The 23,995-nt window shown below is 40.9% G+C and carries 18 protein-coding genes, 11 tRNA genes and 4 rRNA genes; 24 read left to right on the forward strand and 9 right to left on the reverse strand.

What is annotated here, in order from left to right:
* Positions 1 to 29 precede the first annotated feature (29 nt).
* The 15 genes from rrf (MKY09_RS00475) to rrf (MKY09_RS00545) all read left to right on the forward strand — a co-directional run bounded on the left by rrf (MKY09_RS00475) (position 30) and on the right by rrf (MKY09_RS00545) (position 6,197).
* Positions 30 to 145, forward strand: a 5S ribosomal RNA gene (gene rrf, locus MKY09_RS00475).
* A 23-nt stretch (positions 146 to 168) separates the two neighbouring features.
* Positions 169 to 244 (forward strand) — tRNA-Val (locus MKY09_RS00480).
* A 13-nt stretch (positions 245 to 257) separates the two neighbouring features.
* Positions 258 to 333: transfer RNA gene (locus tag MKY09_RS00485), tRNA-Thr, on the forward strand.
* A 6-nt stretch (positions 334 to 339) separates the two neighbouring features.
* Positions 340 to 412, forward strand: a tRNA-Lys gene (locus MKY09_RS00490).
* A gap of 22 nt (positions 413 to 434) precedes the next feature.
* Positions 435 to 519 (forward strand) — tRNA-Leu (locus MKY09_RS00495).
* Between the two features lie 17 nt (positions 520 to 536).
* Positions 537 to 611 (forward strand) — tRNA-Gly (locus MKY09_RS00500).
* Positions 612 to 626: 15 nt separating this feature from the next.
* Positions 627 to 715: transfer RNA gene (locus MKY09_RS00505), tRNA-Leu, on the forward strand.
* Between the two features lie 16 nt (positions 716 to 731).
* Positions 732 to 808 (forward strand) — tRNA-Arg (locus MKY09_RS00510).
* A 5-nt stretch (positions 809 to 813) separates the two neighbouring features.
* Positions 814 to 890: transfer RNA gene (locus tag MKY09_RS00515), tRNA-Pro, on the forward strand.
* Positions 891 to 904: 14 nt separating this feature from the next.
* Positions 905 to 980: transfer RNA gene (locus tag MKY09_RS00520), tRNA-Ala, on the forward strand.
* 135 nt (positions 981 to 1,115) lie between these two features.
* Positions 1,116 to 2,669: ribosomal RNA gene (locus tag MKY09_RS00525) — 16S ribosomal RNA — on the forward strand.
* A 109-nt stretch (positions 2,670 to 2,778) separates the two neighbouring features.
* Positions 2,779 to 2,855, forward strand: a tRNA-Ile gene (locus MKY09_RS00530).
* Between the two features lie 16 nt (positions 2,856 to 2,871).
* Positions 2,872 to 2,947: transfer RNA gene (locus tag MKY09_RS00535), tRNA-Ala, on the forward strand.
* A 116-nt stretch (positions 2,948 to 3,063) separates the two neighbouring features.
* Positions 3,064 to 5,992, forward strand: a 23S ribosomal RNA gene (locus MKY09_RS00540).
* Positions 5,993 to 6,081: 89 nt separating this feature from the next.
* Positions 6,082 to 6,197: ribosomal RNA gene (gene rrf / locus MKY09_RS00545) — 5S ribosomal RNA — on the forward strand.
* The 16S, 23S and 5S rRNA genes sit together here with 11 tRNA genes alongside, the layout of an rRNA operon.
* Positions 6,198 to 6,316: 119 nt before the next feature.
* On the opposite strand, the gene MKY09_RS00550 is transcribed toward rrf (MKY09_RS00545), so the two are convergent.
* Positions 6,317 to 6,757, reverse strand: a complete 441-nt coding sequence (locus MKY09_RS00550; protein ID WP_342560101.1) for a nuclear transport factor 2 family protein — start codon at positions 6,755 to 6,757, stop codon at positions 6,317 to 6,319.
* Between the two features lie 695 nt (positions 6,758 to 7,452).
* On the opposite strand from MKY09_RS00550, the gene MKY09_RS00555 reads away from it, so the two are divergent.
* The gene (locus MKY09_RS00555) at positions 7,453 to 8,664 is read left to right on the forward strand and encodes an alpha/beta hydrolase (protein WP_342560102.1); all 1,212 of its coding nucleotides are present in this window, start codon (positions 7,453 to 7,455) and stop codon (positions 8,662 to 8,664) included.
* Between the two features lie 57 nt (positions 8,665 to 8,721).
* Here the strand turns inward: MKY09_RS00555 and MKY09_RS00560 are convergent, their stop codons facing one another.
* From MKY09_RS00560 to MKY09_RS00570, 3 genes are read right to left on the reverse strand one after another with little or no spacing between them, the layout of a single operon-like run.
* The gene (locus MKY09_RS00560; protein ID WP_342560103.1) at positions 8,722 to 9,627 is read right to left on the reverse strand and encodes a DMT family transporter; all 906 of its coding nucleotides are present in this window, start codon (positions 9,625 to 9,627) and stop codon (positions 8,722 to 8,724) included.
* Positions 9,628 to 9,646: 19 nt separating this feature from the next.
* Positions 9,647 to 10,084 carry a GNAT family N-acetyltransferase gene (locus tag MKY09_RS00565; RefSeq protein WP_342568187.1) on the reverse strand — a complete coding sequence of 146 codons (438 nt, stop codon included), beginning with the start codon at positions 10,082 to 10,084 and terminating at the stop codon, positions 9,647 to 9,649.
* A gap of 6 nt (positions 10,085 to 10,090) precedes the next feature.
* Positions 10,091 to 10,216: a hypothetical protein gene (locus tag MKY09_RS00570; RefSeq protein WP_342567341.1), complete on the reverse strand. Its 126-nt coding sequence runs from the start codon at positions 10,214 to 10,216 to the stop codon at positions 10,091 to 10,093.
* Positions 10,217 to 10,310: 94 nt separating this feature from the next.
* On the opposite strand from MKY09_RS00570, the gene MKY09_RS00575 reads away from it, so the two are divergent.
* The 6 genes from MKY09_RS00575 to MKY09_RS00600 all read left to right on the forward strand — a co-directional run bounded on the left by MKY09_RS00575 (position 10,311) and on the right by MKY09_RS00600 (position 14,205).
* The gene (locus tag MKY09_RS00575; protein ID WP_342560105.1) at positions 10,311 to 10,508 is read left to right on the forward strand and encodes a PLDc N-terminal domain-containing protein; all 198 of its coding nucleotides are present in this window, start codon (positions 10,311 to 10,313) and stop codon (positions 10,506 to 10,508) included.
* Complete coding sequence (locus MKY09_RS00580; RefSeq protein ID WP_342560106.1) at positions 10,505 to 11,404, forward strand: ABC transporter ATP-binding protein; 900 nt, start codon at positions 10,505 to 10,507, stop codon at positions 11,402 to 11,404. The genes MKY09_RS00575 and MKY09_RS00580 overlap by 4 nt, the downstream gene beginning before the upstream one ends.
* A complete protein-coding gene (locus MKY09_RS00585) occupies positions 11,401 to 12,183 on the forward strand; it encodes an ABC transporter permease subunit (RefSeq protein ID WP_342560107.1) in 783 nt (260 codons plus the stop codon). The genes MKY09_RS00580 and MKY09_RS00585 overlap by 4 nt, the downstream gene beginning before the upstream one ends.
* Positions 12,184 to 12,200: 17 nt before the next feature.
* Positions 12,201 to 12,902, forward strand: coding sequence for a CBS domain-containing protein (locus MKY09_RS00590; protein ID WP_342560108.1), 702 nt, complete (start codon positions 12,201 to 12,203; stop codon positions 12,900 to 12,902).
* A gap of 99 nt (positions 12,903 to 13,001) precedes the next feature.
* Entirely contained in the window at positions 13,002 to 13,286 is a 285-nt protein-coding gene (locus MKY09_RS00595; RefSeq protein WP_342560109.1) for a hypothetical protein, read from the forward strand.
* A 118-nt stretch (positions 13,287 to 13,404) separates the two neighbouring features.
* Positions 13,405 to 14,205 (forward strand): metallophosphoesterase, encoded by an 801-nt coding sequence (locus MKY09_RS00600; protein WP_342560110.1) that lies wholly within the window; start codon positions 13,405 to 13,407, stop codon positions 14,203 to 14,205.
* Between the two features lie 144 nt (positions 14,206 to 14,349).
* Here the strand turns inward: MKY09_RS00600 and MKY09_RS00605 are convergent, their stop codons facing one another.
* From MKY09_RS00605 to putP, 5 genes are all read right to left on the reverse strand, one after another.
* Positions 14,350 to 14,949, reverse strand: a complete 600-nt coding sequence (locus MKY09_RS00605; RefSeq protein ID WP_342560111.1) for a hypothetical protein — start codon at positions 14,947 to 14,949, stop codon at positions 14,350 to 14,352.
* A gap of 119 nt (positions 14,950 to 15,068) precedes the next feature.
* On the reverse strand, positions 15,069 to 15,668 hold the full coding sequence (locus MKY09_RS00610; RefSeq protein ID WP_342560112.1) for a response regulator transcription factor: 600 nt from the start codon (positions 15,666 to 15,668) through the stop codon (positions 15,069 to 15,071).
* A 2-nt stretch (positions 15,669 to 15,670) separates the two neighbouring features.
* Positions 15,671 to 16,801: a sensor histidine kinase gene (locus tag MKY09_RS00615; protein WP_342560113.1), complete on the reverse strand. Its 1,131-nt coding sequence runs from the start codon at positions 16,799 to 16,801 to the stop codon at positions 15,671 to 15,673.
* 86 nt (positions 16,802 to 16,887) lie between these two features.
* Complete coding sequence (locus MKY09_RS00620; protein ID WP_342560114.1) at positions 16,888 to 17,940, reverse strand: fatty acid desaturase; 1,053 nt, start codon at positions 17,938 to 17,940, stop codon at positions 16,888 to 16,890.
* 157 nt (positions 17,941 to 18,097) lie between these two features.
* Positions 18,098 to 19,588, reverse strand: a complete 1,491-nt coding sequence (gene putP, locus MKY09_RS00625) for a sodium/proline symporter PutP (RefSeq protein ID WP_342560115.1) — start codon at positions 19,586 to 19,588, stop codon at positions 18,098 to 18,100.
* A 149-nt stretch (positions 19,589 to 19,737) separates the two neighbouring features.
* Between putP and MKY09_RS00630 the strand changes: the two genes are divergently transcribed.
* Positions 19,738 to 20,904, forward strand: coding sequence for an exonuclease SbcCD subunit D (locus tag MKY09_RS00630; RefSeq protein WP_342560116.1), 1,167 nt, complete (start codon positions 19,738 to 19,740; stop codon positions 20,902 to 20,904).
* The gene (locus tag MKY09_RS00635; RefSeq protein WP_340886265.1) at positions 20,901 to 23,981 is read left to right on the forward strand and encodes an SMC family ATPase; all 3,081 of its coding nucleotides are present in this window, start codon (positions 20,901 to 20,903) and stop codon (positions 23,979 to 23,981) included. Before MKY09_RS00630 ends, MKY09_RS00635 begins: the two co-directional genes overlap by 4 nt.
* Positions 23,982 to 23,995: the final 14 nt, after the last annotated feature.

Genomic DNA, 23,995 nt, shown 5'->3' on the forward strand with positions numbered 1-23,995 from the left:
TAAAACTTGTCTTTCAATTATTATTCAAGTCTAGTGATGATGGCGAAGAGGTCACACCCGTTCCCATACCGAACACGGAAGTTAAGCTCTTCAGCGCCGATGGTAGTTGGGGGTCTCCCCCTGCAAGAGTAGGACGTCGCTGGGCTTGCAATAAAAAAATATTACCCAGGAGGATTAGCTCAGCTGGGAGAGCATCTGCCTTACAAGCAGAGGGTCGGCGGTTCGAGCCCGTCATCCTCCACCATAATTTTACTCCTGCCGGAGTAGCTCAACTGGTAGAGCAACTGACTTGTAATCAGTAGGTTGAGGGTTCAAGTCCTTTCTCCGGCACCATTTTCCGAGCCATTAGCTCAGTTGGTAGAGCATCTGACTTTTAATCAGAGGGTCGAAGGTTCGAGTCCTTCATGGCTCATTCACTTTTGTGAAATAAATATGCGGGTGTGGCGGAACTGGCAGACGCACTAGACTTAGGATCTAGCGCCGCAAGGCGTGGGGGTTCGACTCCCTTCACCCGCACCACTTAACTTAATAACCGAGCGGAAGTAGTTCAGTGGTAGAACACCACCTTGCCAAGGTGGGGGTCGCGAGTTCGAACCTCGTCTTCCGCTCCAAAGATTCATTGAAGTGCCGGGGTGGCGGAACTGGCAGACGCACAGGACTTAAAATCCTGCGGTAGGTGACTACCGTACCGGTTCGATTCCGGTCCTCGGCACCACTTTTATGAATAATTAGCGCCCGTAGCTCAATTGGATAGAGCGTCTGACTACGGATCAGAAGGTTGTGGGTTCGACTCCTGCCGGGCGCGCCATATAACGGGAAGTAGCTCAGCTTGGTAGAGCACTTGGTTTGGGACCAAGGGGTCGCAGGTTCGAATCCTGTCTTCCCGACCAGTTATTATTATTTCGGGGCCTTAGCTCAGCTGGGAGAGCGCCTGCCTTGCACGCAGGAGGTCAGCGGTTCGATCCCGCTAGGCTCCACCATGAACATTGAAAACTGAACATGCAAAACGTTAAGACATACAGCATCAACAAGCTTCGGCTTGATTGACGCAAAACAATTTTTGACATCATTTAATGATGATGCCAGCAAAACAAAATGAGCTTTTTAAGTTCTCTATTATGGAGAGTTTGATCCTGGCTCAGGACGAACGCTGGCGGCGTGCCTAATACATGCAAGTCGAGCGGATGATGAAGAAGCTTGCTTCTTCTGATTTAGCGGCGGACGGGTGAGTAACACGTGGGCAACCTGCCCTGTAGATTGGGATAACTCCGGGAAACCGGGGCTAATACCGAATAATCCATTACCTCACATGAGGAAATGTTAAAAGACGGTTTCGGCTGTCACTACAGGATGGGCCCGCGGCGCATTAGCTAGTTGGTGAGGTAACGGCTCACCAAGGCGACGATGCGTAGCCGACCTGAGAGGGTGATCGGCCACACTGGGACTGAGACACGGCCCAGACTCCTACGGGAGGCAGCAGTAGGGAATCTTCCACAATGGACGAAAGTCTGATGGAGCAACGCCGCGTGAGTGAAGAAGGTTTTCGGATCGTAAAACTCTGTTGTGAGGGAAGAACAAGTACGAGAGTAACTGCTCGTACCTTGACGGTACCTCATTAGAAAGCCACGGCTAACTACGTGCCAGCAGCCGCGGTAATACGTAGGTGGCAAGCGTTGTCCGGAATTATTGGGCGTAAAGCGCGCGCAGGCGGTCCTTTAAGTCTGATGTGAAAGCCCACGGCTCAACCGTGGAGGGTCATTGGAAACTGGGGGACTTGAGTACAGAAGAGGAAAGCGGAATTCCAAGTGTAGCGGTGAAATGCGTAGAGATTTGGAGGAACACCAGTGGCGAAGGCGGCTTTCTGGTCTGTAACTGACGCTGAGGCGCGAAAGCGTGGGGAGCAAACAGGATTAGATACCCTGGTAGTCCACGCCGTAAACGATGAGTGCTAAGTGTTAGGGGGTTTCCGCCCCTTAGTGCTGCAGCTAACGCATTAAGCACTCCGCCTGGGGAGTACGGTCGCAAGACTGAAACTCAAAGGAATTGACGGGGGCCCGCACAAGCGGTGGAGCATGTGGTTTAATTCGAAGCAACGCGAAGAACCTTACCAGGTCTTGACATCCCGCTGACCGGCCTAGAGATAGGCTTTTCCCTTCGGGGACAGCGGTGACAGGTGGTGCATGGTTGTCGTCAGCTCGTGTCGTGAGATGTTGGGTTAAGTCCCGCAACGAGCGCAACCCTTGATCTTAGTTGCCAGCATTCAGTTGGGCACTCTAAGGTGACTGCCGGTGATAAACCGGAGGAAGGTGGGGATGACGTCAAATCATCATGCCCCTTATGACCTGGGCTACACACGTGCTACAATGGACGGTACAGAGGGTCGCAACCCCGCGAGGGTGAGCAAATCCCATAAAACCGTTCTCAGTTCGGATTGTAGGCTGCAACTCGCCTACATGAAGCCGGAATCGCTAGTAATCGTGGATCAGCATGCCACGGTGAATACGTTCCCGGGCCTTGTACACACCGCCCGTCACACCACGAGAGTTTGTAACACCCGAAGTCGGTGGGGTAACCCTTTTGGGAGCCAGCCGCCGAAGGTGGGACAGATGATTGGGGTGAAGTCGTAACAAGGTAGCCGTATCGGAAGGTGCGGCTGGATCACCTCCTTTCTAAGGATATATTCGGAATACAGATCTTTATCTGTATCTTAACGTTTTGCAGTTCAGTTTTGAATGTTCATGTATATTAATATTTTTAATAGATATGGAAATTCAAAGAGGGCCTATAGCTCAGCTGGTTAGAGCGCACGCCTGATAAGCGTGAGGTCGATGGTTCGAGTCCATTTAGGCCCACCATACCTTTTTTTATTTCGGGGCCTTAGCTCAGCTGGGAGAGCGCCTGCCTTGCACGCAGGAGGTCAGCGGTTCGATCCCGCTAGGCTCCACCAACGAAATAATTTGTTCTTTGAAAACTGGATAAAACGACATCAAAAAAAGAAACAAACGCAAGATATTCAAATTGTGATCACTTACGTGATTGCAAGTGTAGTACTTTTAACTTTTAGGTTAAGTTAATAAGGGCGCACGGTGGATGCCTTGGCACTAGGAGTCGATGAAGGACGGCACTAACACCGATATGCTTCGGGGAGCTGTAAGTGAGCTTCGATCCGAAGATTTCCGAATGGGGAAACCCACTGCCCGTAATGGGGCAGTACATTTGCGTGAATACATAGCGCATCTGAGACACACCCAGGGAACTGAAACATCTAAGTACCTGGAGGAAGAGAAAGAAAATTCGATTCCCTGAGTAGCGGCGAGCGAAACGGGAAGAGCCCAAACCAAGAGGCTTGCCTCTTGGGGTTGTAGGACACTCTATACGGAGTTACAAAAGAATGAGCTAGACGAAGCGACCTGGAAAGGTCCGCAGGATAGGGTAAAAGCCCCGTAGTCAAAAGTTCATTCCCTCCAGAGTGTATCCTGAGTACGGCGGAACACGTGAAATTCCGTCGGAATCCGGGAGGACCATCTCCCAAGGCTAAATACTACCTAGTGACCGATAGTGAACCAGTACCGTGAGGGAAAGGTGAAAAGCACCCCGGAAGGGGAGTGAAATAGACCCTGAAACCGTGTGCCTACAAATAGTCAAAGCCCGTTAACGGGTGATGGCGTGCCTTTTGTAGAATGAACCGGCGAGTTACGATTACATGCGAGGTTAAGTTGAGAAGACGGAGCCGCAGCGAAAGCGAGTCTGAATAGGGCGAATGAGTATGTGGTCGTAGACCCGAAACCAGGTGATCTACCCATGTCCAGGATGAAGGTGAGGTAACACTTACTGGAGGTCCGAACCCACGCACGTTGAAAAGTGCGGGGATGAGGTGTGGGTAGCGGAGAAATTCCAATCGAACCTGGAGATAGCTGGTTCTCTCCGAAATAGCTTTAGGGCTAGCCTCAAACGTTAGAATCTTGGAGGTAGAGCACTGTTTGGACTAGGGGCCCATCCCGGGTTACCGAATTCAGACAAACTCCGAATGCCAATGATTTATGTTTGGGAGTCAGACTGCGAGTGATAAGATCCGTAGTCAAGAGGGAAACAGCCCAGACCACCAGCTAAGGTCCCAAAGTATTTGTTAAGTGGAAAAGGATGTGGCGTTGCTTAGACAACCAGGATGTTGGCTTAGAAGCAGCCATCATTTAAAGAGTGCGTAATAGCTCACTGGTCGAGTGACGCTGCGCCGAAAATGTATCGGGGCTAAACAAATCACCGAAGCTGTGGATTGATACCTTTGGTATCAGTGGTAGGAGAGCGTTCTAAGGGCGTTGAAGTCAGACCGGAAGGACTGGTGGAGCGCTTAGAAGTGAGAATGCCGGTATGAGTAGCGAAAGATGGGTGAGAATCCCATCCACCGTATGACTAAGGTTTCCTGAGGAAGGCTCGTCCGCTCAGGGTTAGTCGGGACCTAAGTCGAGGCCGATAGGCGTAGACGATGGACAACAGGTTGATATTCCTGTACCACCACCCCACCGTTTGAGTGATGGGGGGACGCAGTAGGATAGGGTAAGCGTGCTGTTGGTTATGCACGTCCAAGCAGTGAGGTGTGAGTGTAGGCAAATCCGCACTCTGTAACATTGAGCTGTGATGGCAAGGACGTATGTCCGGAGTTCCTGATTTCACACTGCCAAGAAAAGCCTCTAACGAGGTGGGAGGTGCCCGTACCGCAAACCGACACAGGTAGTCGAGGAGAGAATCCTAAGGTGAGCGAGAGAACTCTCGTTAAGGAACTCGGCAAAATGACCCCGTAACTTCGGGAGAAGGGGTGCTCTTTTGGGTGAATAGCCTAGAAGAGCCGCAGTGAATAGGCCCAGGCGACTGTTTAGCAAAAACACAGGTCTCTGCAAAACCGTAAGGTGAAGTATAGGGGCTGACGCCTGCCCGGTGCTGGAAGGTTAAGAGGAGTGCTTAGCGCAAGCGAAGGTGCGAATTGAAGCCCCAGTAAACGGCGGCCGTAACTATAACGGTCCTAAGGTAGCGAAATTCCTTGTCGGGTAAGTTCCGACCCGCACGAAAGGCGTAACGATCTGGGCACTGTCTCAACGAGAGACTCGGTGAAATTATAGTACCTGTGAAGATGCAGGTTACCCGCGACAGGACGGAAAGACCCCGTGGAGCTTTACTGTAGCTTGATATTGAATTTTGGTGCAACTTGTACAGGATAGGTAGGAGCCTTAGAGCCCGGAGCGCCAGCTTCGGAGGAGGCGTCGGTGGGATACTACCCTGGTTGTATTGAAATTCTAACCCATACCCGTAACCCGGGTAGGAGACAGTGTCAGGCGGGCAGTTTGACTGGGGCGGTCGCCTCCTAAAGTGTAACGGAGGCGCCCAAAGGTTCCCTCAGAATGGTTGGAAATCATTCGAAGAGTGTAAAGGCAGAAGGGAGCTTGACTGCGAGACCTACAAGTCGAGCAGGGTCGAAAGACGGGCTTAGTGATCCGGTGGTTCCGCATGGAAGGGCCATCGCTCAACGGATAAAAGCTACCCCGGGGATAACAGGCTTATCTCCCCCAAGAGTCCACATCGACGGGGAGGTTTGGCACCTCGATGTCGGCTCATCGCATCCTGGGGCTGTAGTCGGTCCCAAGGGTTGGGCTGTTCGCCCATTAAAGCGGTACGCGAGCTGGGTTCAGAACGTCGTGAGACAGTTCGGTCCCTATCCGTCGTGGGCGTAGGAAATTTGAGAGGAGCTGTCCTTAGTACGAGAGGACCGGGATGGACACACCGCTGGTGTACCAGTTGTTCTGCCAAGGGCATCGCTGGGTAGCTATGTGTGGACGGGATAAGTGCTGAAAGCATCTAAGCACGAAGCCCCCCTCAAGATGAGATTTCCCATTACGCAAGTAAGTAAGATCCCTCAAAGACGATGAGGTAGATAGGTTCGGGGTGGAAGCGTGGCGACACGTGCAGCTGACGAATACTAATCGATCGAGGACTTAACCAAATTGTTTGTTTCGATTAATGATGTCTTTTATCCAGTTTTGAGTGAACAACTCAGTAGGGTTTCAATACATGTATTGAAAGCCGAAAAGGTCTAGTGATGATGGCGAAGAGGTCACACCCGTTCCCATACCGAACACGGAAGTTAAGCTCTTCAGCGCCGATGGTAGTTGGGGGTCTCCCCCTGCAAGAGTAGGACGTCGCTGGGCACCAAAGCAAGTCGTCACCGAGTAATCGGTGGCGGCTTTTTTGTTTTATCTTTATCAAAAGCTAGAAAAAAGGAAATAAAGCTGGAATTTCTTTATCTCCAATCCCAAAAGTATATTTTTCACTTCAAATTAAAAATTCCCTTACCAGTCTCAAAATTTATAGGCAATGATGAATGTTCGTGAGCTATATACCAAAATTCGTTCACTTTTTTTAAACAATATGTGATCCGATTTGTCATTTGACGAATTTTCTCATCAGATTCTTCTTGGTGAGCAGCAAAAGTTACAGCACAATATATAAATGCAAGATGTGAATTTTCTTCAACGACTAGGTCACTAAAATCAACTTTGAGTAGACTGCGATCCTCGCTCAATCCGTTAAACCACTCTACCACGCTTGCCTCCCATGAAGAAATCCCCTTGCTCTCCCAGTTCTCCCAGGAATCATAAATATGCACATCAGGTGCATACATAGATAAGAATTTTTCAACATCTTTTTCGTAAATTGCTGTTTTGTAATTTTCAAGTACGTCTTGAACCTTTAAAAAAACCTCGGTCATTTAATGCAACCCCTTTCTAATTTAAAGATGTAAGAGTGTTGATATAAATATATTCTATACTCGAACATTTTTTCCTCCTTCAACTAACCTAACTGTTAGCTTTAGTATAACTTCCATAATACCCCTGAAGACAACCCTTAGCTTTAATAAATCTGAATTCTACTTTACTTTCTCACTAGTATGCTTTCTATTAAGAACATAAATAGATGATGAAAATGGGGTTGGTGACAGTTTTTTAGCTTTGTTTATGCGAGTAAATTTATTAGCGCTTTCTCGATGCTAAATCTATTTACATTTATTGATTGGAGCGCCAGACGGCGACTCCTACGGGATGAGTGAGACAGATAAGACATCACAACCACGCGCGTAAGCGATGGGTGATGGCTTATCGCTCACCCCGAGGAAAGCGTCCGGCTGGTGCGAAAAATCAATGCTATTCTCTGATCTAAGATTTCTTTGGATCATAAATCAACCCTACCCTTTAACATAGCCTTAAAAAAGAACTTAATATAATGCAAAAAACTTTTAAAATAAACTGAAAATTATTTACTTCTTTCTAGTACTGCTGTTATACTATAGATAGAACAGAGAGGTGAATCTAAATGAACTGTAAAAAAGCGCTTATATTAAGCTTATTACTATTTCATATTTTACTTTCTGGATGTAGTGATAGTGATAAGCAAGGAGGGGAGGAGGTGTCTAAAGATAAGGAAGAGACGAGTACAAATGTTTCTTTAGAAAGGGTAGAGGGAGTGTGGGAAGGATCCATTAACGTTCCTAATCAACCACTCCCAATTAGTATTAAATTTACAAGAGAAGAAGGCTTGATTAGTATCCCGATTCAAGGATTAAATAATCACCCATTAACAAACATTTCCTTAAGCGATAAGGATATTACCTTTAACATGCCACTTCCGGGACAAAAAATCACCTTTGCTGGGAAGCTGCAGGATGAAATAATGGCAGGTACGTTTACACAACAAGGTCAGTCGTTTCCATTTGAACTTAGTAAGGTAACTGATGTAGCTAAGGCTGAGGATTTAGAAGAATTAGAAGTAAATGGAGGGAAAATGGTTGGTCAAATAGAGATTCCTGAGGGGGAAGGACCGTTCCCACTCATGATCATTCTTGCTGGCTCGGGACCCACCGATCGTAATGGTAATTCATTATTAATGGTAGGGAAAAATAATAGCTTAAAAATGATCGCAGAAGAATTAGCTGCAGAAGGAATTGCCAGCATCCGCTACGACAAAAGAGGAGTTGGCTTAAATATGGGCCTTGCTACTAAAGAAGAAGACTTAAGATTTAACCACTATATTGAGGATGCTGTCGCCTGGGCAGAATTTGCGAAGGAAGACGACCGTTTTAGCGACATAGGATTCATCGGACACAGTGAGGGTTCTCTTGTAGGAATGATTGCTGCTCAAGAGACAGAAGCGACTGTATTCGTATCATTAGCAGGTGCAGGACGGCAAATAGATGAAATTCTATTAGAACAGTTAAGAAATCAGTTGCCAAGTGAGCTTATGAGTGAATCTGAAAAAGTAATTGAGAAGCTTAAGCGAGGTGAACAGGTAGAGGAAGTGTCGAATGAATTACACAGTATATTCCGTCCATCTGTACAACCTTATATGATTTCCTGGCTTCAATACCATCCTATTGAACAAATTAAAAAGTTGGATGCAAGAATATTACTTATAAACGGTACAGCAGATTTGCAAGTCCCTAGTAGTGATGCTGAGCTTCTACATCAAGCAAAAGATTCTGAGCTTCTAATAATTGAGAGAATGAACCATGTGCTAAAAGAATCCCCATCTGATGAGACAGGGAATATGGCGACATATACAGATCCAAGTCTACCGTTAGCAGAAGGTCTAATGGATGGCATAATTGAATTTATAAAGTAAAACAACAGAAACTGAACAAATAAAAAAAACGCTGAACGGTGAGTTCAGCGTTTCAACCTACACAATAGGCTTTTGTTGCTTTTGCTTTCTTCGAATATCTGCAATCGTTGGGATACACATACCTATCAGTATAATGAGGATACCGATAACTTGTAACCAAGTAAGTGCCTCGCTTAACACAAGTACAGATACCATTACAGCTACTGGTAATTCCATTGCACTTAGAATAGATGAAACTGCGCCGCCAACTTTTGGTACAGCGATTACGAAGAAATAAATAGGGATAATGATACCTAGTAATCCTAAGCCTAGTCCCAAGTAAAGTAGAGATTCCGTAAACAGTTTACCGTTCCACATGATTTCAGGACTTTGGAAGACAGAGATCATTAAAGCGGCGATAAAGGAAACCCAAAGTAAACGAGTAGTAGTATTCATTCCCTCTACTTGTTTAGTATTAATGTTCATATTAAGTGAGAAGGAAATTGCTGCTGCGAAACCGTATACCCAGCCTCTCCAGTCAATTCCACTCAAATCGACATCTAATACCCCTGCAGCTAGCAATGTACCGGCGAATAAAATAACAAGGGAGATAACTTCCGCTCGAGAAGGTAATCTTTTTCTTATTATACAATCAATCAAAGTACCGATCCACGTAAACTGGAAGAGCATCACTACTGCTAGGGAGGCTGGTAAATATATAAGGGCTTGTCCATAGACAATACCCGTAGTTGCTGTAAAAATCCCTGCTAACAGTATAATTTTAAACCCGCCATACAGACGTGGTATTTTTCTTTGTGTCACCACATAGATGACTAACGCTAGTAGGAAACCAACAATGTATTGACTAGAAACAGCTTCTGAAGCTGTATATCCTTGTCCAATTGCTAATTTCACCATAGTTGATAAAGTCCCGTAACAGCTGGCTGCGAAGACAACCATTAAGGGGTAGATCCATAATTTCATAACCTTGCTTCTCCTTCAATCAGGGGCCTACCGTTTTCACCATGTGATAGAAAGGCTCGCCAATAATGGTCCAAGGACATACAGTTTCAAATCCTAGACGATTATATAAGCGGATTGCAGCCTCTTTCTCAGTTTCTACATTCAAGGAGAGTTTCCCGCCACCATTATTTTTGACTACTTGTTCAGCAAAATTTAACAGCTTCGTTCCAATACCATGTCCACGATAGGTTGGATCGACCACTACAGTATCTATATACCATTCTTCAGGTAGCGTCTCTTTGTCTATCGTCACCTGTGTTCCCTTTTTGGCTGAAAGATACTGCTCTAAATTAGCATCCAAAGTAACTGCTTGTTCAGCAGTATAAAAAACTAGTACGCCAGCAATTTGACCATCCATTTCTGCAACGTATGTATTTAAAAAGGAATGACGATTGCTAGTTTGAGTAAATAAGTGAATGAACTCCTAGGTGATCGCTGATTCTTCAGTTTCTCCAGTCATTTGCATCGAAATGTCACCGATAGCTTCCATAATTAGTGGAACTGATGATTTGGCATCTGCTTTAATAGCTTTTCTTATTACAATTTCCATTCAATTCACCCCCCAATTTGCTATTATAACATAGTTTGTGAAAGCTTTCTTTTATATATGCTGTAATTGGAAATTAAAAAAAGGAGGAATCATATTGGATCTTTCAACAATACCTTGGGAATTAATATTACCCATTATTATTTTACAATTCATTTTAATGATTGTTGCCTTTGTAGATCTGATAAAGGTATACGACACAAATGGTCCTAAGTGGCTTTGGGCAATAATTATTTTCATATCAGGAATAATAGGTTCTATTATCTATTTCATAGTGGGGAGACGTAACGAATGAATACATTACTAACTGTTCAATCATTAACCAAGCAATATGGAAGAGAAAAAGTAGTGAAAGATGTTTCCTTTTCATTAATGAAAAATACTTCTACAGCCTTAATCGGTCCCAATGGTGCAGGTAAAACAACTACACTTTCTATGCTTACAGGACTAGTAAATCCATCGTTTGGCGATATTATTCTGGAGAATAATAAGGAGGACGCGCGCAGGATGATAGGTTTTTTACCTCAATATCCTAAGTTTTTCTCATGGCTTTCTGCAATTGAATTTACAGAGATGACTGCAAAGTTAAGTGGGGTAGATGCTAGAGTTGCCGTGAAGGAGTCAGAAAAAATCTTAGATTTTGTGGGGCTCGGAAATGTTAAAAAGAAAAAAACAGGTACGTTTTCTGGAGGGATGAAACAACGATTAGGATTAGCACAGGCAATTGTACATAATCCATCCCTTCTTTTATTAGATGAACCAGTTTCTGCATTGGATCCAGTAGGCAGAAGAGAGATTTTAAATCTTTTAAAGGAACTTCAAGAAAGAACTACTATTCTTTATTCGACTCATATTTTAAATGATGCGGAAGAAATGACGGATCAGCTATTATTTTTGAGAAATGGTGAGCTGGTAGAGCAAGGCTCATTATCAGATGTACGCGAAAAATATGCAAATCCTATGATTAAAATTATCTTTTCCTTAGAAGAAGAGGCTAAAGATTTTGCAAGTAGCTCCCCGTGGAATGTGACACAAAAAGGGTCTTCTGCCTGCATTCCTATAAGGGAAAACGAACCGCGAATGCAAGAGATTTTAGCATATGCGTCTGTAGGAGATTGGTCTGTTCAAAGGGTAGAGAAGGCATCAGCTAATCTCGAAGAAATATTTATGCAGGTGGTGAACAAACAATGAATACATTTTTTATTTTGTTTCAAAAGGAATGGAGAGAAAACATCCGTAATTTTAAGATTCTCTGGATTCCCCTTGTATTTATTCTTTTTGGGATTACAGAGCCTGTCATGAACTATTACATGCCTCAAATCCTAAGCTCTGTTGGAAATTTACCTGAAGGAACAGTCATCGAGTTTCCTTCAATGACCTCTGAACAAATATTAATGTCCACCATTAGTCAATATCAGTTAATCGGTATGTTAGTAGTTATTCTAGCTTTTTCAGGTATTATTTCAAGGGAACGAAAGAATGGCACGGCAACTTTATTATACGTTCGACCACTTTCATTTACAGGTTATGTAGGAAGTAAATTAGCAATCTTGAGTATAATTGTTTTGGGTAGTTTTATTTTAGGAATAGTAGCTAGCTTATATTATACATCCATACTTTTTGGAGTGATAGATTTCTTAAGTTTTATAGAATTTACTAGTATTTATGTTCTGTGGCTTTTATTCGTGATTAGTATTGTTTTATTTACTAGTGCTGCCTTATCAACTGGAATGGCTTCTACCGTGTCTTTTGTGTTGGTAATAATTGTTCAGGTTATAGATGGGCTGCTAGGCACATACTGGACTATCTCACCATGGAAGTTGCCAATGTATGCTGGTTATGTTTTGAACGGTGATGTTGAAAGTAGCTCATATATCTGGAGTATCTTAATTACGGTATTAGCAATCAGCTTCTTATTCATTGGGGCAGTTTTTTTTACCAAAAACAACGTCTGGAAATCTAAAATATAATTCGAGGAGATTTATATATGACATTACGTAACTCGGATCGTTTTATCACTTCTTACAATAGATTAGATAAAATCATGAGAGATATAGCCGGTACTCAGGAACACTTATCCTTTTTTAGGTTAATCGATTTCGCTAAGAAAAAAAACGCTGTACTAAGACGATATGAAGCAGACCTTCGAGAATATGGAGACTTAAGAAACGCAATCGTGCACCATCGTACAACTATGGAATATGCGATAGCAGAACCTCATGAAGAGGTAGTAGCAAAGATGGAAGAAATCGAGGAGGCATTAAGCAAGCCCGTCACAGTAGGGAATATGTTCTCCGGAGAAGTAACTACCTTTCAGGAAACAGATTCTTTAAGCTATGCACTTCAGGTTATTAAGGATAAGAAATACAATCAATTTCCTGTGTATAATGGGGATAAATTTAAAGGTCTTATCACACCTGTAGGAATTACTATGTGGATGGCGAGTAAAGTAGAATCAGAGAATTTCTCGAGAAAAAAAGCAACCTTGGGTGAAATTCTGAAGCATGAAAGTAATAGAGAGAATCACCGCTTTGTTGAAGCAGAGATGTCCGTGTATGAGGCGCTAGAAGTTTTTAAATCAGCAATTGGACGAGGAAAGAGATTAGAAGCACTGCTAATTACTAAGGATGGAAAACTGAGTAACCAACTAATAGGAATTGTAACTCCAATGAGTATGATGAAAATTTAAAAATAGTCATCTATTAGATGACTATTTTCCCTTTTATGACGTAAAATGGAAGTAGACGTGATTTTATCATGTAAACTATAATAGGATGGAGGATTGTATGTGAATACGTATGAAGAGGAGCGTTTACATTATAAAGATGGATCGCCAATAAAAACGTCAACTGAGATGACTGTAATGGAATGGATCATCACGATGCTGATTATGGCTATTCCTATTGTTAATCTGGTTATGTTATTCATTTGGGGATTTGGTAATCCAGACCCAAGACGTAATTTTGCTCGAGCATCACTTATTTGGATGGCTATTTCTATAGGGTTAGTTATAATAATATATATTGTTATAATAGTATTCTTCCTCGCTGCATTTCAAGGTGTAAATTATTAGCACTTATTTCCTGGGAAATTATAATAACCGACAAAATTTAACAATCCCCATTCATTTATGGGGATTTATTAAATTTCTCAGAGGTATCGTTTTTTGCAAATAGACTAGGAGATTTTAGATGAAAAAATGGATTTTTTTATTAGTAGTGATATTAGCTGTGCTACTTTACATAGGGAACACTCGAGTAAGTATAAACGAAGTCGTGATAGAGTCAGAGAAGATTCCAGCTAGTTTTAATGATTGGAAGATCTTACAAATATCCGATTTACATGATGCCAAATTTGGTGACAACCAAGCAAAACTCGTACATAAGATTAAGGATGTAAACCCGGATATTATTTTTATCACGGGAGATATAATCGACAGCAATCGATATGACTTACAAAGTAGTCTGGATCTAGTCAATCAAATTATTAGTATAGCACCGATTTACTATGTTACTGGAAATCATGAAATTGCTACAAATGATGTTAATCATATTAAAACTTCTTTACTGGAAATTGGTGTACGTGTTTTAACTAATGAGGAAGAAATGATTGAATATAATGGAGAGCAAATGCGTATTATCGGACTTGAAGATCCTTTAAGTGGTTTGCTTGTTCGTGATCAGCTAGAGAACTTTGAAAGCAGCGAGGATTATACCCTGGTGTTATCTCATAGACCAGAGGTATTTCAGGATTATGTTAACTCTGAAATGGATTTAGTATTTTCAGGACATGCGCATGGAGGTCAATTTAGAATCCCAGGGTTAGGCGGGTTGGTGGCGCCAGGACAGGGGTGGTTTCCAAAATTCACTGCGGGAACATTTAAAGAAAACGGAACGACTATGATTGTTAGTCGTGGTTTAGGGAATAGCTTGGTTCCTATTAGAGTCTTTAACACTCCAGAGTTAATCGTAGCTACATTAAAAAGTATATAAGCACACTCTGTAAAGGTGATTTGTTTTTAAAGGTATTATCTGTTCATTTCAAACAGATAGTGCCTTTTTTGAATTGTAATCTTCGAATTAAATAAAAAAAGCGAGTGTCGGTACGATTATCGTCCTCCTACTCGCTACAAATAATTACTTTTCAACTATTTGAAAGGTCTCTAAAATAGATCGGAAATTCGAACCATGTCCTTCTGCTGCCTCTAGAAAGTACTTTTGTGTAACAACAAAGCTACCTCCAACGCCATTATCTATGATGTAGATATCACCAACAGGACTATCCCAGTTGGTTAGCCCCGCTGAATCATGGTTAATGGCATGTAGCCAGTATCCTTCCACAGGTTCAGAAACCTTCTCCGTTTCTTTAGGGCTGGTATAGTCAACACTCATTTGTGTCTCGAGAATGGGAAGTAGTTCTTCAGGGGATTGATCATTTATCTGTTCTATTTTTAATGAAACCTCTGGATATTTTTCTTCTAAGGGTACTTTAGTAGTAATGGTATCCGATTGATCACCTTCCACTAACTTATATATATCTTCGTCAAAGGTAATCGTGTAATCGACTTGTTTTTTAGAGGGTTCATATGCAGACCCCTTCGGATCAGGTTGTTGATTTTCCTCAACTATCTCTTTACTAGGAGCTTCAACCTCACTAAACAAATTGGGCAAAAATATGACTAAAATGGACAGCAATGCAATAAGAGTAAGAGACAGAACCAAAAACTTCTTTTTCATTTATTTCACTCTCCTCCTTTTAAATAAAGGATCATACATTCAAACATTGCATAAGCAACGGTATTGTTATTAAAGTATTAGACGTGAAATATGGAAAAAAGTAACTGGTAAATCAACGATTATTTAAACCATCCTTTTTCTTTAAAACGAGATATTGCTTCAATTCTGTTACCCACTTGAAGTTTTTCTAATATTACTGATATATAGTTTCGTACAGTACCGGGAGTAATGTATAACTCGTTTGCAATTTCTTTTGTATTTTTTCCATTGGCGATCAGTTCAAGAACCTGACTCTCTCTGTCTGTTAAAGGATTTTCTTCCTCAAAGGCCATATCAACTAATTCGGGAGCATAGATCCGCCGTCCATCCATAATTATTCGGATGGAATTAGCTAGCTCCTCACTTGGACTATCCTTTAAGAGATAACCATTGACTCCTGCTTTTCGCGCTCTTTCAAAGTAGCCAGATCGAGCAAAGGTAGTTAATATAATTACCTTACATGTGTGATCCTTTAATTCCTCCGCTGCATCCAGCCCACTTTTAATAGGCATTTCGATATCCATAATACAAATATCAGGTTGAAGCTGCTTAATAAGAGCCAGAGCTTCCTCTCCGTTATTTGCTTTACCTATTACTTCCATGTCTTCTTCCAAATTTAGAAGAGATCCAAGTGCTCCTAAAACCATTCGTTGATCTTCAGCGATGACAATTCGTATCATGTCTAATCCTCCTGCCGTGTTTGTAATATTACATTTGGTACTCTGATATTAATTGTTGTACCGTTTTTTGAATAAATATCGAGGGTACCATTAACAAATTCCAGACGCTCCCTAATACCTTGCAATCCATGACCTTTAATCCAGTCCTTACTAAGATCTAAGCCTTTTCCATTATCGTGTACTTTTAATAATGTTTCTCTTGCTGACTGCTTTAATGAAATAGAACAGGCAGTGGCTCCACTATGCTTTACAACATTAGTCACGGATTCCTTCAGACACATACTTAGCATATTTTCAACAATTGGCGGTGTTTTAACAAGATGAAGGGAGCCACTAAACTTACAAGAAATACCTGCTGCATTAAGTATTTGCTGCACTCTATAAATCTCATCCTCTAATTTAGTACCACGCATGTTCGTAACGAGCTCACGTACTTCTTTTAAAACAGAACGAGCTGTTTGGTGAATATCTTGGATTTCATGCTTAGCTGCTTCAGGGTCCTTATCCATTAGCCTTCCAGCTAAGTCGCTTTTCAAACCTATCAATGAAAGCTTTTGGCCGAGTGTATCATGTAGGTCTCTTGCTATTCTTTCGCGTTCTTCTATAACCATATATTGAGCAATACGCTGATTAGCATCTTCTAGTTGGCCTTCTAGCATTTCTCGCTTATGACGATTATAAGTACTAAAAGGCAATAAAATTACCCCAAGTATACATATAACCAAAAATGGCCATTGAGAAAAAAATAGTTCTATTTTTATATAAAAGCCGATAATGACAGCAGTTAAGGTGGAGACAATATTTAGGCTATATATTAAGAAAAAGCCCAATCTTTGTGTAATATTCCCGATAAAAAAGGAAAGAAAGATAGAAAAGTAAATATAGCCATAATAATAGGTCATCAATAAGCTAATTATTATTTCAATAGCTAAGCAAACATATAAAAACCAACCTGTCGACTTAAAAGAAAGACGGTATGCAAGAAAGAATATTCCTGTAAAGAGCAGACCTATAATGATTTCAGATAGCTCGTTTGAACGAAAGATAAAGAAAAAAGGAAAGATACAAAATACAACCCAAGCATAAATACTTAGCCAGGGAGCTTTAGGGAAAATCTGATACCATTTATTCATTTAACAGACACCTTTCACATATACACTTTCTTTTATTATAAAGTAAAACCATCCCCTAGTGGATAAGGAATGGTTTTAAGAGAGGTCTATTTTCCTTCGATTGTTTTATTTTTAGCATTTAGATTAATTGCATCTTTAGATTGTTTAAGCAAATGCTTAATCTCTTTAAAGGTTACAAAGCTTTTGTTCTCTTCATCAAATAAACGGAAATGAATAGATTGTAAACTTGTACGAAGATTTATAGTTGTAGCTTTGTGTAAAGGTGGTGTAGATTCATGTGCTTTTTCTAAGTTGTAATTAGGTACTCTTGGACTTAAATGATGAACGTGATGGAAACCAATGTTGCCTGTTACCCATTGTAGCACTCTTGGTAATTTGTAGTAAGAGCTTCCTTCAATCGCAGCTTTTACATAATCCCATTCTTTCTCATCTTCGAAGTAGGAATCTTCAAACTGATGCTGTACGTAGAACAACCAAATCCCTAATGCTCCTGCTACAAAAAGAATAGTTCCCTGTATAATGGCAAATGCTTGCCAGCCAATTAGCCAAATCATGAAAGAATAAATAGCAATCACTGAAATGTTAATCAGATACGTGTTATAGCGCTCTTTTCCTTTAGCGCCTTTACGGTTAATACGATTACTTACTAGAAATAACAAGGCAGGTCCTAAACCAAACATAACAATTGGATTACGATATAGTCGGTAAGAAAGGCGCTTCATCGGTGAAGCCTCTATATACTCTTCGACTGTCATCATCCAAATGTCACCAACGCCACGTTTGTCTAAATTACCACTAGTTGCATGATGAATGTTATGCTCGCGCTTCCACTTCTCGTATGCAAATAAGGTGATGATACCTGTAATAGTTCCTGTTATATTATTAGCTTTTTTATTTTTAAAGAAAGATCCGTGTGTGCAATCGTGGAAGATAATAAATATACGAACGACAAATCCTGCAGCAATGATGGATAATCCAACAGTCAACCATACAGAAATGTCGAGGCTTAAATAGGCTAAAAACCAGAGGATAAAAAATGGTGGAATTGTATTGATGAGCTGTACTATGCTTTTCTTCAACTCGGAATTTTCAAATGGTTTTACATTCTTACGTAATTCAAGTGTTTTTTCTCTACTCATTATAATTCCTCCTATATACATATTTCGTTATGTTAACTATAAAGCAATGCTGGTATTAGGAGTAGGCATAAACGTCAAGTCAACACTATGACAAGTATCATATAGGACAATATATAGAAAAGGGCTAACCTGCAGTGTGAGGTTAGCCCTTTACTTATTATTTTTTACGCTCTTCTTTTAATAGTTGAACGGTGTCATCGAATTCTTTTTCAATCTCAGCGTTAGGCTTGTAGGTTAACAAGCTCACCACCACCGTAACAATCAGAGCTAAAAGGAAGCCGGGAACTATTTCATATAATGCGTCTTTAAGCGTTTCGTTAGCCTTCCAGATCACAACGGTTACAGCACCGACGACCATACCTGAAAGTGCGCCGGTAGCAGTAATCTTTTTCCAATAAAGTGAAAGTAAAATGACTGGACCAAATGACGCACCGAAGCCCGCCCATGCAAAAGCTACAAGGCCTAAAATAGTCTCGTTTTGTTCCCAAGCAAGCACAGCAGCAATTATGGATACTGCTAGTACAGCGATACGACCATAATTTACATATGTTCGATCAGAAGCATCTGTTTTTATAAATGCTTTATACAAGTCCTCTATTAATGCAGAGGAAGTAACGATTAGCTGAGACGAGATTGTACTCATAACGGCTGCTAAAACAGCAGCAAGCACAAGACCTGCAATGAATGGGTGGAACACAATTTGGCCAAGGGAGATAAATATAGCTTCTGGATCAGTAAGAGTTAGATTAGGGTTTTGTTGGTAATATGCTAGTCCAACAAGAGCAGTGGAAATAGCTCCAACTAAGCTTAGAATCATCCACCCTATACCAATGCGACGAGCATTCTTTGTTTCCTTTACTGAACTAATAGCCATAAAGCGAACAATAATATGGGGCTGTCCAAAGTAACCAAGACCCCATGCTAAGGATGATATAATCCCTGCAGTTGTAGTACCAGCGATCAGGCTTAAATGAGTTGGATTAACCGCCTTGATTGAATCTACAGTTGTATCTATTCCCCCAGTTGCAAATAAGCCAATAATGGGAACGAAAATTAGTGCGAGAAACATAAGAAGACCTTGTAGGAAATCCGTATAGCTAACGGCTAGGAAGCCGCCAAACAGAGTGTAGGCTACTGTAACCGCTGATACAACTAACAAGCCAGTATGGTAGTCTAGTCCAAATGAGCTTTCAAAAAATACTCCACCAGCAACCATTCCGGATGAGACATAAAAAGTAAAGAATAAAAGAATAATGAGACCTGATACTACTCGTAACAAGCGTGAAGATTGCTTCAAGCGACTTTCTAGGTAGCTTGGAATAGTAATGGAATCGTTGGAAACCTGTGTGTATACTCGTAAACGTGGTGCTACATATAGCCAGTTTAAATACGCTCCAATTGTTAAACCAACCGCTATCCAAGCTTCTCCCATACCATGTAGATAGATTGCTCCTGGTAATCCCATTAGGAGCCACCCAGACATATCAGCAGCTCCTGCACTTAAAGCGGTAACTGCTGGGCCGAGTGAACGTCCTCCTAGCATATAATCAGTCAGATTAACGGTTTTTCTATACGAATAATATCCGATAGCAAGCATGGCAACCATATAGATAGATATGGCTATCAATTGATAAGTTTCTGGTGACATATAAAAAATCCTCCTTTTAATCATAATCTTTACATATTTACTATTTAACTTTATATGAAATCTCGGCAAGTTAATATAACCTGTCCTCCTTAAATGATAAAATAGATATAAATTAACATAAAATCTTCAGTGTAGGAGGGTAATTACTCATGAAAATATTTCACACAGCCGACTGGCATTTAGGTAAATTAGTACAAGGGATCTATATGACAGAAGATCAGAGACATGTGTTGGCTTCATTTATAAAAGCAATTGAGGAAGAAAAGCCAGATGTAGTAATCATAGCAGGAGATTTATATGACCGGGCTGTACCACCTGCAGAATCTGTAAATTTGTTGGACAATGTACTTGCAGAGATTGTATTAAAGCATCAGACTCCTGTTTTAAGTATTGCGGGAAACCATGACAGCCCAGGCCGTTTAAATTTTGGAAGAAACATTATGAAAGAAACTGGTTTACATATAGTGGGACAACTAACAAAAGAGTTTAATTCTGTGACAATCAGTGATGAATATGGAGAAGTAGAATTTCATCTAATCCCGTATATGGACCCTTCTCAGGTTAGGTTCATACTCGAGGACGAAACAATCACCAGTCATCAGCTAGCCATGAAAAAAATAGTGGAAGCTATTGAATTGCAAATGGATTTTTCGAAAAGACATGTGTTTGTAGGACATGCCTTTGTTACTCCTCAAGGTCGGGAAGAGGATAATACTAGTGAGTCAGAAAGACCGCTTGCCATTGGTGGAGCTGAGTATGTAGATGCTTCGCTATTTAAGAACTTCAAGTACACAGCGTTAGGCCATCTTCATCAAGCACATTTTGTGCAAAATGAAACCATTCAATACGCCGGATCTCCTTTAAAATATTCCATTTCAGAGGAACACCATAAAAAAGGCTTTCTAATAGTGGAAATAGATGAAAAAGGTTGTGCAAAAGTAGAAAAAAGATTACTTACCCCTAAAAGAGATATGCGCACAGTGGAAGGCTATTTGAATGACATTTTACAGCATCCTACAAGCGAGGATTACATTTTCGTGAAGTTACTAGATGAAACGCCAGTACTTTCACCAATGGAGCAAATTCGAACTGTATATCCGAATGCCATGCATGTAGAAAGAAAAGTATTCCAATCTTTTGGAATAGGAAAAGCAGAAGAACCAAAAAGTCGTCATAAGATGGATGACTTAATGCTATTTGAATCCTTCTATGAGGAAATCAAGGGACAAACTCCGGCTGAGGAAACAAAAGAACTATTTAAGGAAGTACTTTCGGGATTAATGCTTGAAGAAAGAGAAGGAGGAAGCAGAGCATGAAGCCTATTCAGTTAAAAATGACAGCATTCGGTCCCTATAAATACACGGAAACGATTAACTTCATGGATTTGATGGATCATCGATTATTTGTCATATCTGGGGCCACTGGAGCAGGAAAAACGACAATATTTGATGGAATAAGCTTTGCCCTTTATGGCTCTGGGAGTGGGGAGGATAGAAAAGATACGAAAATGTTGCGCAGTGATTTTGCATTGGATCAAACGCATACTTCTGTTGAATTGATATTTGAAATATTTAACCGTAAATATCGTATTTTAAGACAGCTTCCTCACGTTAAAAAAGGAAATAAAAGCTCAACAGGAGAAAAATATGAGTTCTTCGAAATAAAGGAGACAGGGGAAGTACCTGTTGTTGAAAGACAAATAGTTTCAGAGATTAACAAGAAAATAGAGGATATCATTGGACTTACGCAAGATCAGTTCAGCCAAATCGTCATGCTGCCACAAGGCGAATTTAGGAAGCTATTAACCTCTTCTACTGAAAACAAGGAAGCAATTCTTCGAAAAATATTTAAAACAGAACCCTACAGGCTGATTAATGAAAGACTTAAAGAGAAAAAATTAGTAGCTGAGGCAGAGCTTAAAAAAGAAGAAAACACCCGTAATAGTTATTCGGAACAGATTATGGCCTCTTTTCCAAAACGGGAGTCTATTCTTTTTGACCTCCTAGAGGAAGGTAATTATAATATATTCCAGTTAAAGGATGCTTTACAGGCTGAGACTAATTATTACCGAGATAAGATAGAAAAAGACGAGCTCCTCTGTGAAGAGGCATATGAAAATCAGGTAGCGAAGCAATCAGCCTATTACAATGCTAAAAACACCAATACCCAATTGGAGGAGCTTGAGTTAAAAGAGCAAAACCTCCAGCGTCTTCTTAGCCAGGAAGAAACATACAAAAAGGAAGAAAGTAGACTAGAGGCAGCAGAACGGGCAAATACTATAGAAGCAATCGAGAGCCACTATAAAGAAACAGTTACTGAAGGAAATTTAAAGGAAAGCCTATTGCTTAGAGCTAAAGAGGAGCTATCCTTAACATCTAATTCCTTAATTCAGATGGAAGAGGTCTATCTCAAAGAGTTAAGCAAAAAGCAAGACCGTGAACAAAGTGTAGAAGCTTTAATCCAGCTAAATGCTCTATTACCTTTAATGGAAGACCTAGAAAAAAGGAAGCGGCAGTTAAAAGAGTTAGAGGTTAGGCAACGTAATCTCAAGGAGCAGCATGAACTTAAAATAGCTACATACCAACAAGCTAAGGCAAGCCACCTTTTGATGAAAAACGAAATAGAGAAACTAGAGGAGCAAGTAAATCCATTAGATAACAAGGTTCAACAATACTCTCAGATTAAAGGGCAATATCAACTAATGCAGGATTTTATACAGCAGGAGTCCAAGCTTGAGGAATTGAAGAACATAGAAGAAAAGGAAGAGACGATATACCTGAAAGCCCAGCAAACTCTTCAATATGAAGAAGGCAGATGGCTTAATAATCAGGCGAGTATCCTTGCCTCTAGGCTCGTAGACGGTGAAGCTTGTCCTGTATGTGGTAGTACCGAGCATAAGCCAACAAGCACTTATACCCATGAAGCTATATTAACGGATGAGCAAGTGCAGATGCTGAAAAAAGATCTTACGAGTAAGGAAACTAGCTACTTAACTATACGAACCAAACGAGAGCATGCTCTTGAGAACATAGAAAAAATCTTGGAACAGCTAGAAGAGCTACAATTATCTATTCTAGATATAGAGCAAGTAAAAATGGATCTAAATCAGCTAGAAAATGAAATAGAAGGTCTCCGTTCTGATAAAGAAAGCTTAATTTCCTTAAAAGAAACGTACAAAACGAGTGTAAGACAAATAGAGGAATTAGAAGAAAACAAGAATAATATTGAGGCAGATTATATCCATGCAAAGGCCGAATATGAGCAGGCAAATGCCGTCCTAGAGTCCAAACAAAGCTCTATCCCAAGTACAATTTCTAATCTTGAGGAGCTTCACGAACAAATTAATGCTGCTACTAAGCAAAAGCTTCTATTAGAAGAAACATGGGAGAAGGCTCAAAAGCAACATAAAGATGCAGAGGAATCCCATACGAAAGCCCAAATGAGATTAGAGCATGCCACTCAATCCGCAGAGGAAGCAATACTTAAGCAAGAGAAGGCTAAACAACAATTTTTACAAGCGTTAGTAAAGGCTGGTTTTGAAACCAAAGAGGAGTATGAGGAAGCAAGAATGGATGAACCTGCGCGGAAGGCGTTAAGAGAACGTTGTGAAGCATATAAACAGGCGGTACATACATTTACCGAACAAGTGAAGGATGGTTATAAGAAGCTAGAAGGTAAGAGCAAAGTCGATTTGAACGCCCTTGAAGAAGAGTTAAGCCAACTTAAAACTGCATATGAATCTGCATTAAATACTTTGAATAGTACTAAGGAGTTTGTAAAAGCGGGCATAGAAATTCAAGAAAAAATAGCATTATCCAGCGATCGTATTGCTAAGTTAGAGCAACAAGTAAGTCATATTCTCGATTTATACGATTTACTTAGAGGGCAAAATCCTTTGAAAATTTCTTTTGAACGCTATATACAAATAGAGTACTTAGAACAGATAATTCATGCAGCAAATGAAAGACTCAAGCATTTATCGAATGGACAGTACCAACTAATGAGAAGTGATAGACAGGAAACCCACGGCAAGCAAAGTGGACTAGGTCTAGATGTATATGATGCTTACACTGGGCAAATCCGAGATGTTAAAACATTATCAGGGGGAGAAAAATTTAATGCCTCCCTATGTCTTGCGCTTGGTATGGCAGACGTCATCCAAAGCTATCGTGGAAGTGTAAGAATTGATACGATGTTCATCGACGAAGGTTTTGGTTCGCTAGACGAGGAATCTTTAAATAAAGCGATAGACACGTTGGTAGATCTTCAAAGATCCGGTCGCATGGTCGGTGTGATTTCTCATGTTAGTGAGCTTAAGTCGGCTATTCCTGCCATACTTGAAGTCGAGAAGCTAAAAGAAGGCTACAGCCAAACAAAGTTTGTGATTAAGTAACGGAGGGATATCAT

Source organism: Psychrobacillus sp. FSL K6-4046 (assembly GCF_038624605.1).
In the GTDB taxonomy this organism is placed as follows: domain Bacteria; phylum Bacillota; class Bacilli; order Bacillales_A; family Planococcaceae; genus Psychrobacillus.

What these genes read in the sequence shown, in the direction of transcription:
- MKY09_RS00550 (WP_342560101.1), bottom strand. Translation starts at nt 6,757, where the DNA reads ATGACCGAGGTTTTTTTAAAGGTTCAAGACGTACTTGAAAATTACAAA.
- MKY09_RS00560 (WP_342560103.1), bottom strand. Translation starts at nt 9,627, where the DNA reads ATGAAATTATGGATCTACCCCTTAATGGTTGTCTTCGCAGCCAGCTGT.
- MKY09_RS00570 (WP_342567341.1), bottom strand. Translation starts at nt 10,216, where the DNA reads ATGGAAATTGTAATAAGAAAAGCTATTAAAGCAGATGCCAAATCATCA.
- MKY09_RS00580 (WP_342560106.1), top strand. Translation starts at nt 10,505, where the DNA reads ATGAATACATTACTAACTGTTCAATCATTAACCAAGCAATATGGAAGA.
- MKY09_RS00585 (WP_342560107.1), top strand. Translation starts at nt 11,401, where the DNA reads ATGAATACATTTTTTATTTTGTTTCAAAAGGAATGGAGAGAAAACATC.
- MKY09_RS00590 (WP_342560108.1), top strand. Translation starts at nt 12,201, where the DNA reads ATGACATTACGTAACTCGGATCGTTTTATCACTTCTTACAATAGATTA.
- MKY09_RS00600 (WP_342560110.1), top strand. Translation starts at nt 13,405, where the DNA reads ATGAAAAAATGGATTTTTTTATTAGTAGTGATATTAGCTGTGCTACTT.
- MKY09_RS00605 (WP_342560111.1), bottom strand. Translation starts at nt 14,949, where the DNA reads ATGAAAAAGAAGTTTTTGGTTCTGTCTCTTACTCTTATTGCATTGCTG.
- MKY09_RS00610 (WP_342560112.1), bottom strand. Translation starts at nt 15,668, where the DNA reads ATGATACGAATTGTCATCGCTGAAGATCAACGAATGGTTTTAGGAGCA.
- MKY09_RS00615 (WP_342560113.1), bottom strand. Translation starts at nt 16,801, where the DNA reads ATGAATAAATGGTATCAGATTTTCCCTAAAGCTCCCTGGCTAAGTATT.
- MKY09_RS00620 (WP_342560114.1), bottom strand. Translation starts at nt 17,940, where the DNA reads ATGAGTAGAGAAAAAACACTTGAATTACGTAAGAATGTAAAACCATTT.
- putP (WP_342560115.1), bottom strand. Translation starts at nt 19,588, where the DNA reads ATGTCACCAGAAACTTATCAATTGATAGCCATATCTATCTATATGGTT.
- MKY09_RS00630 (WP_342560116.1), top strand. Translation starts at nt 19,738, where the DNA reads ATGAAAATATTTCACACAGCCGACTGGCATTTAGGTAAATTAGTACAA.
- MKY09_RS00635 (WP_340886265.1), top strand. Translation starts at nt 20,901, where the DNA reads ATGAAGCCTATTCAGTTAAAAATGACAGCATTCGGTCCCTATAAATAC.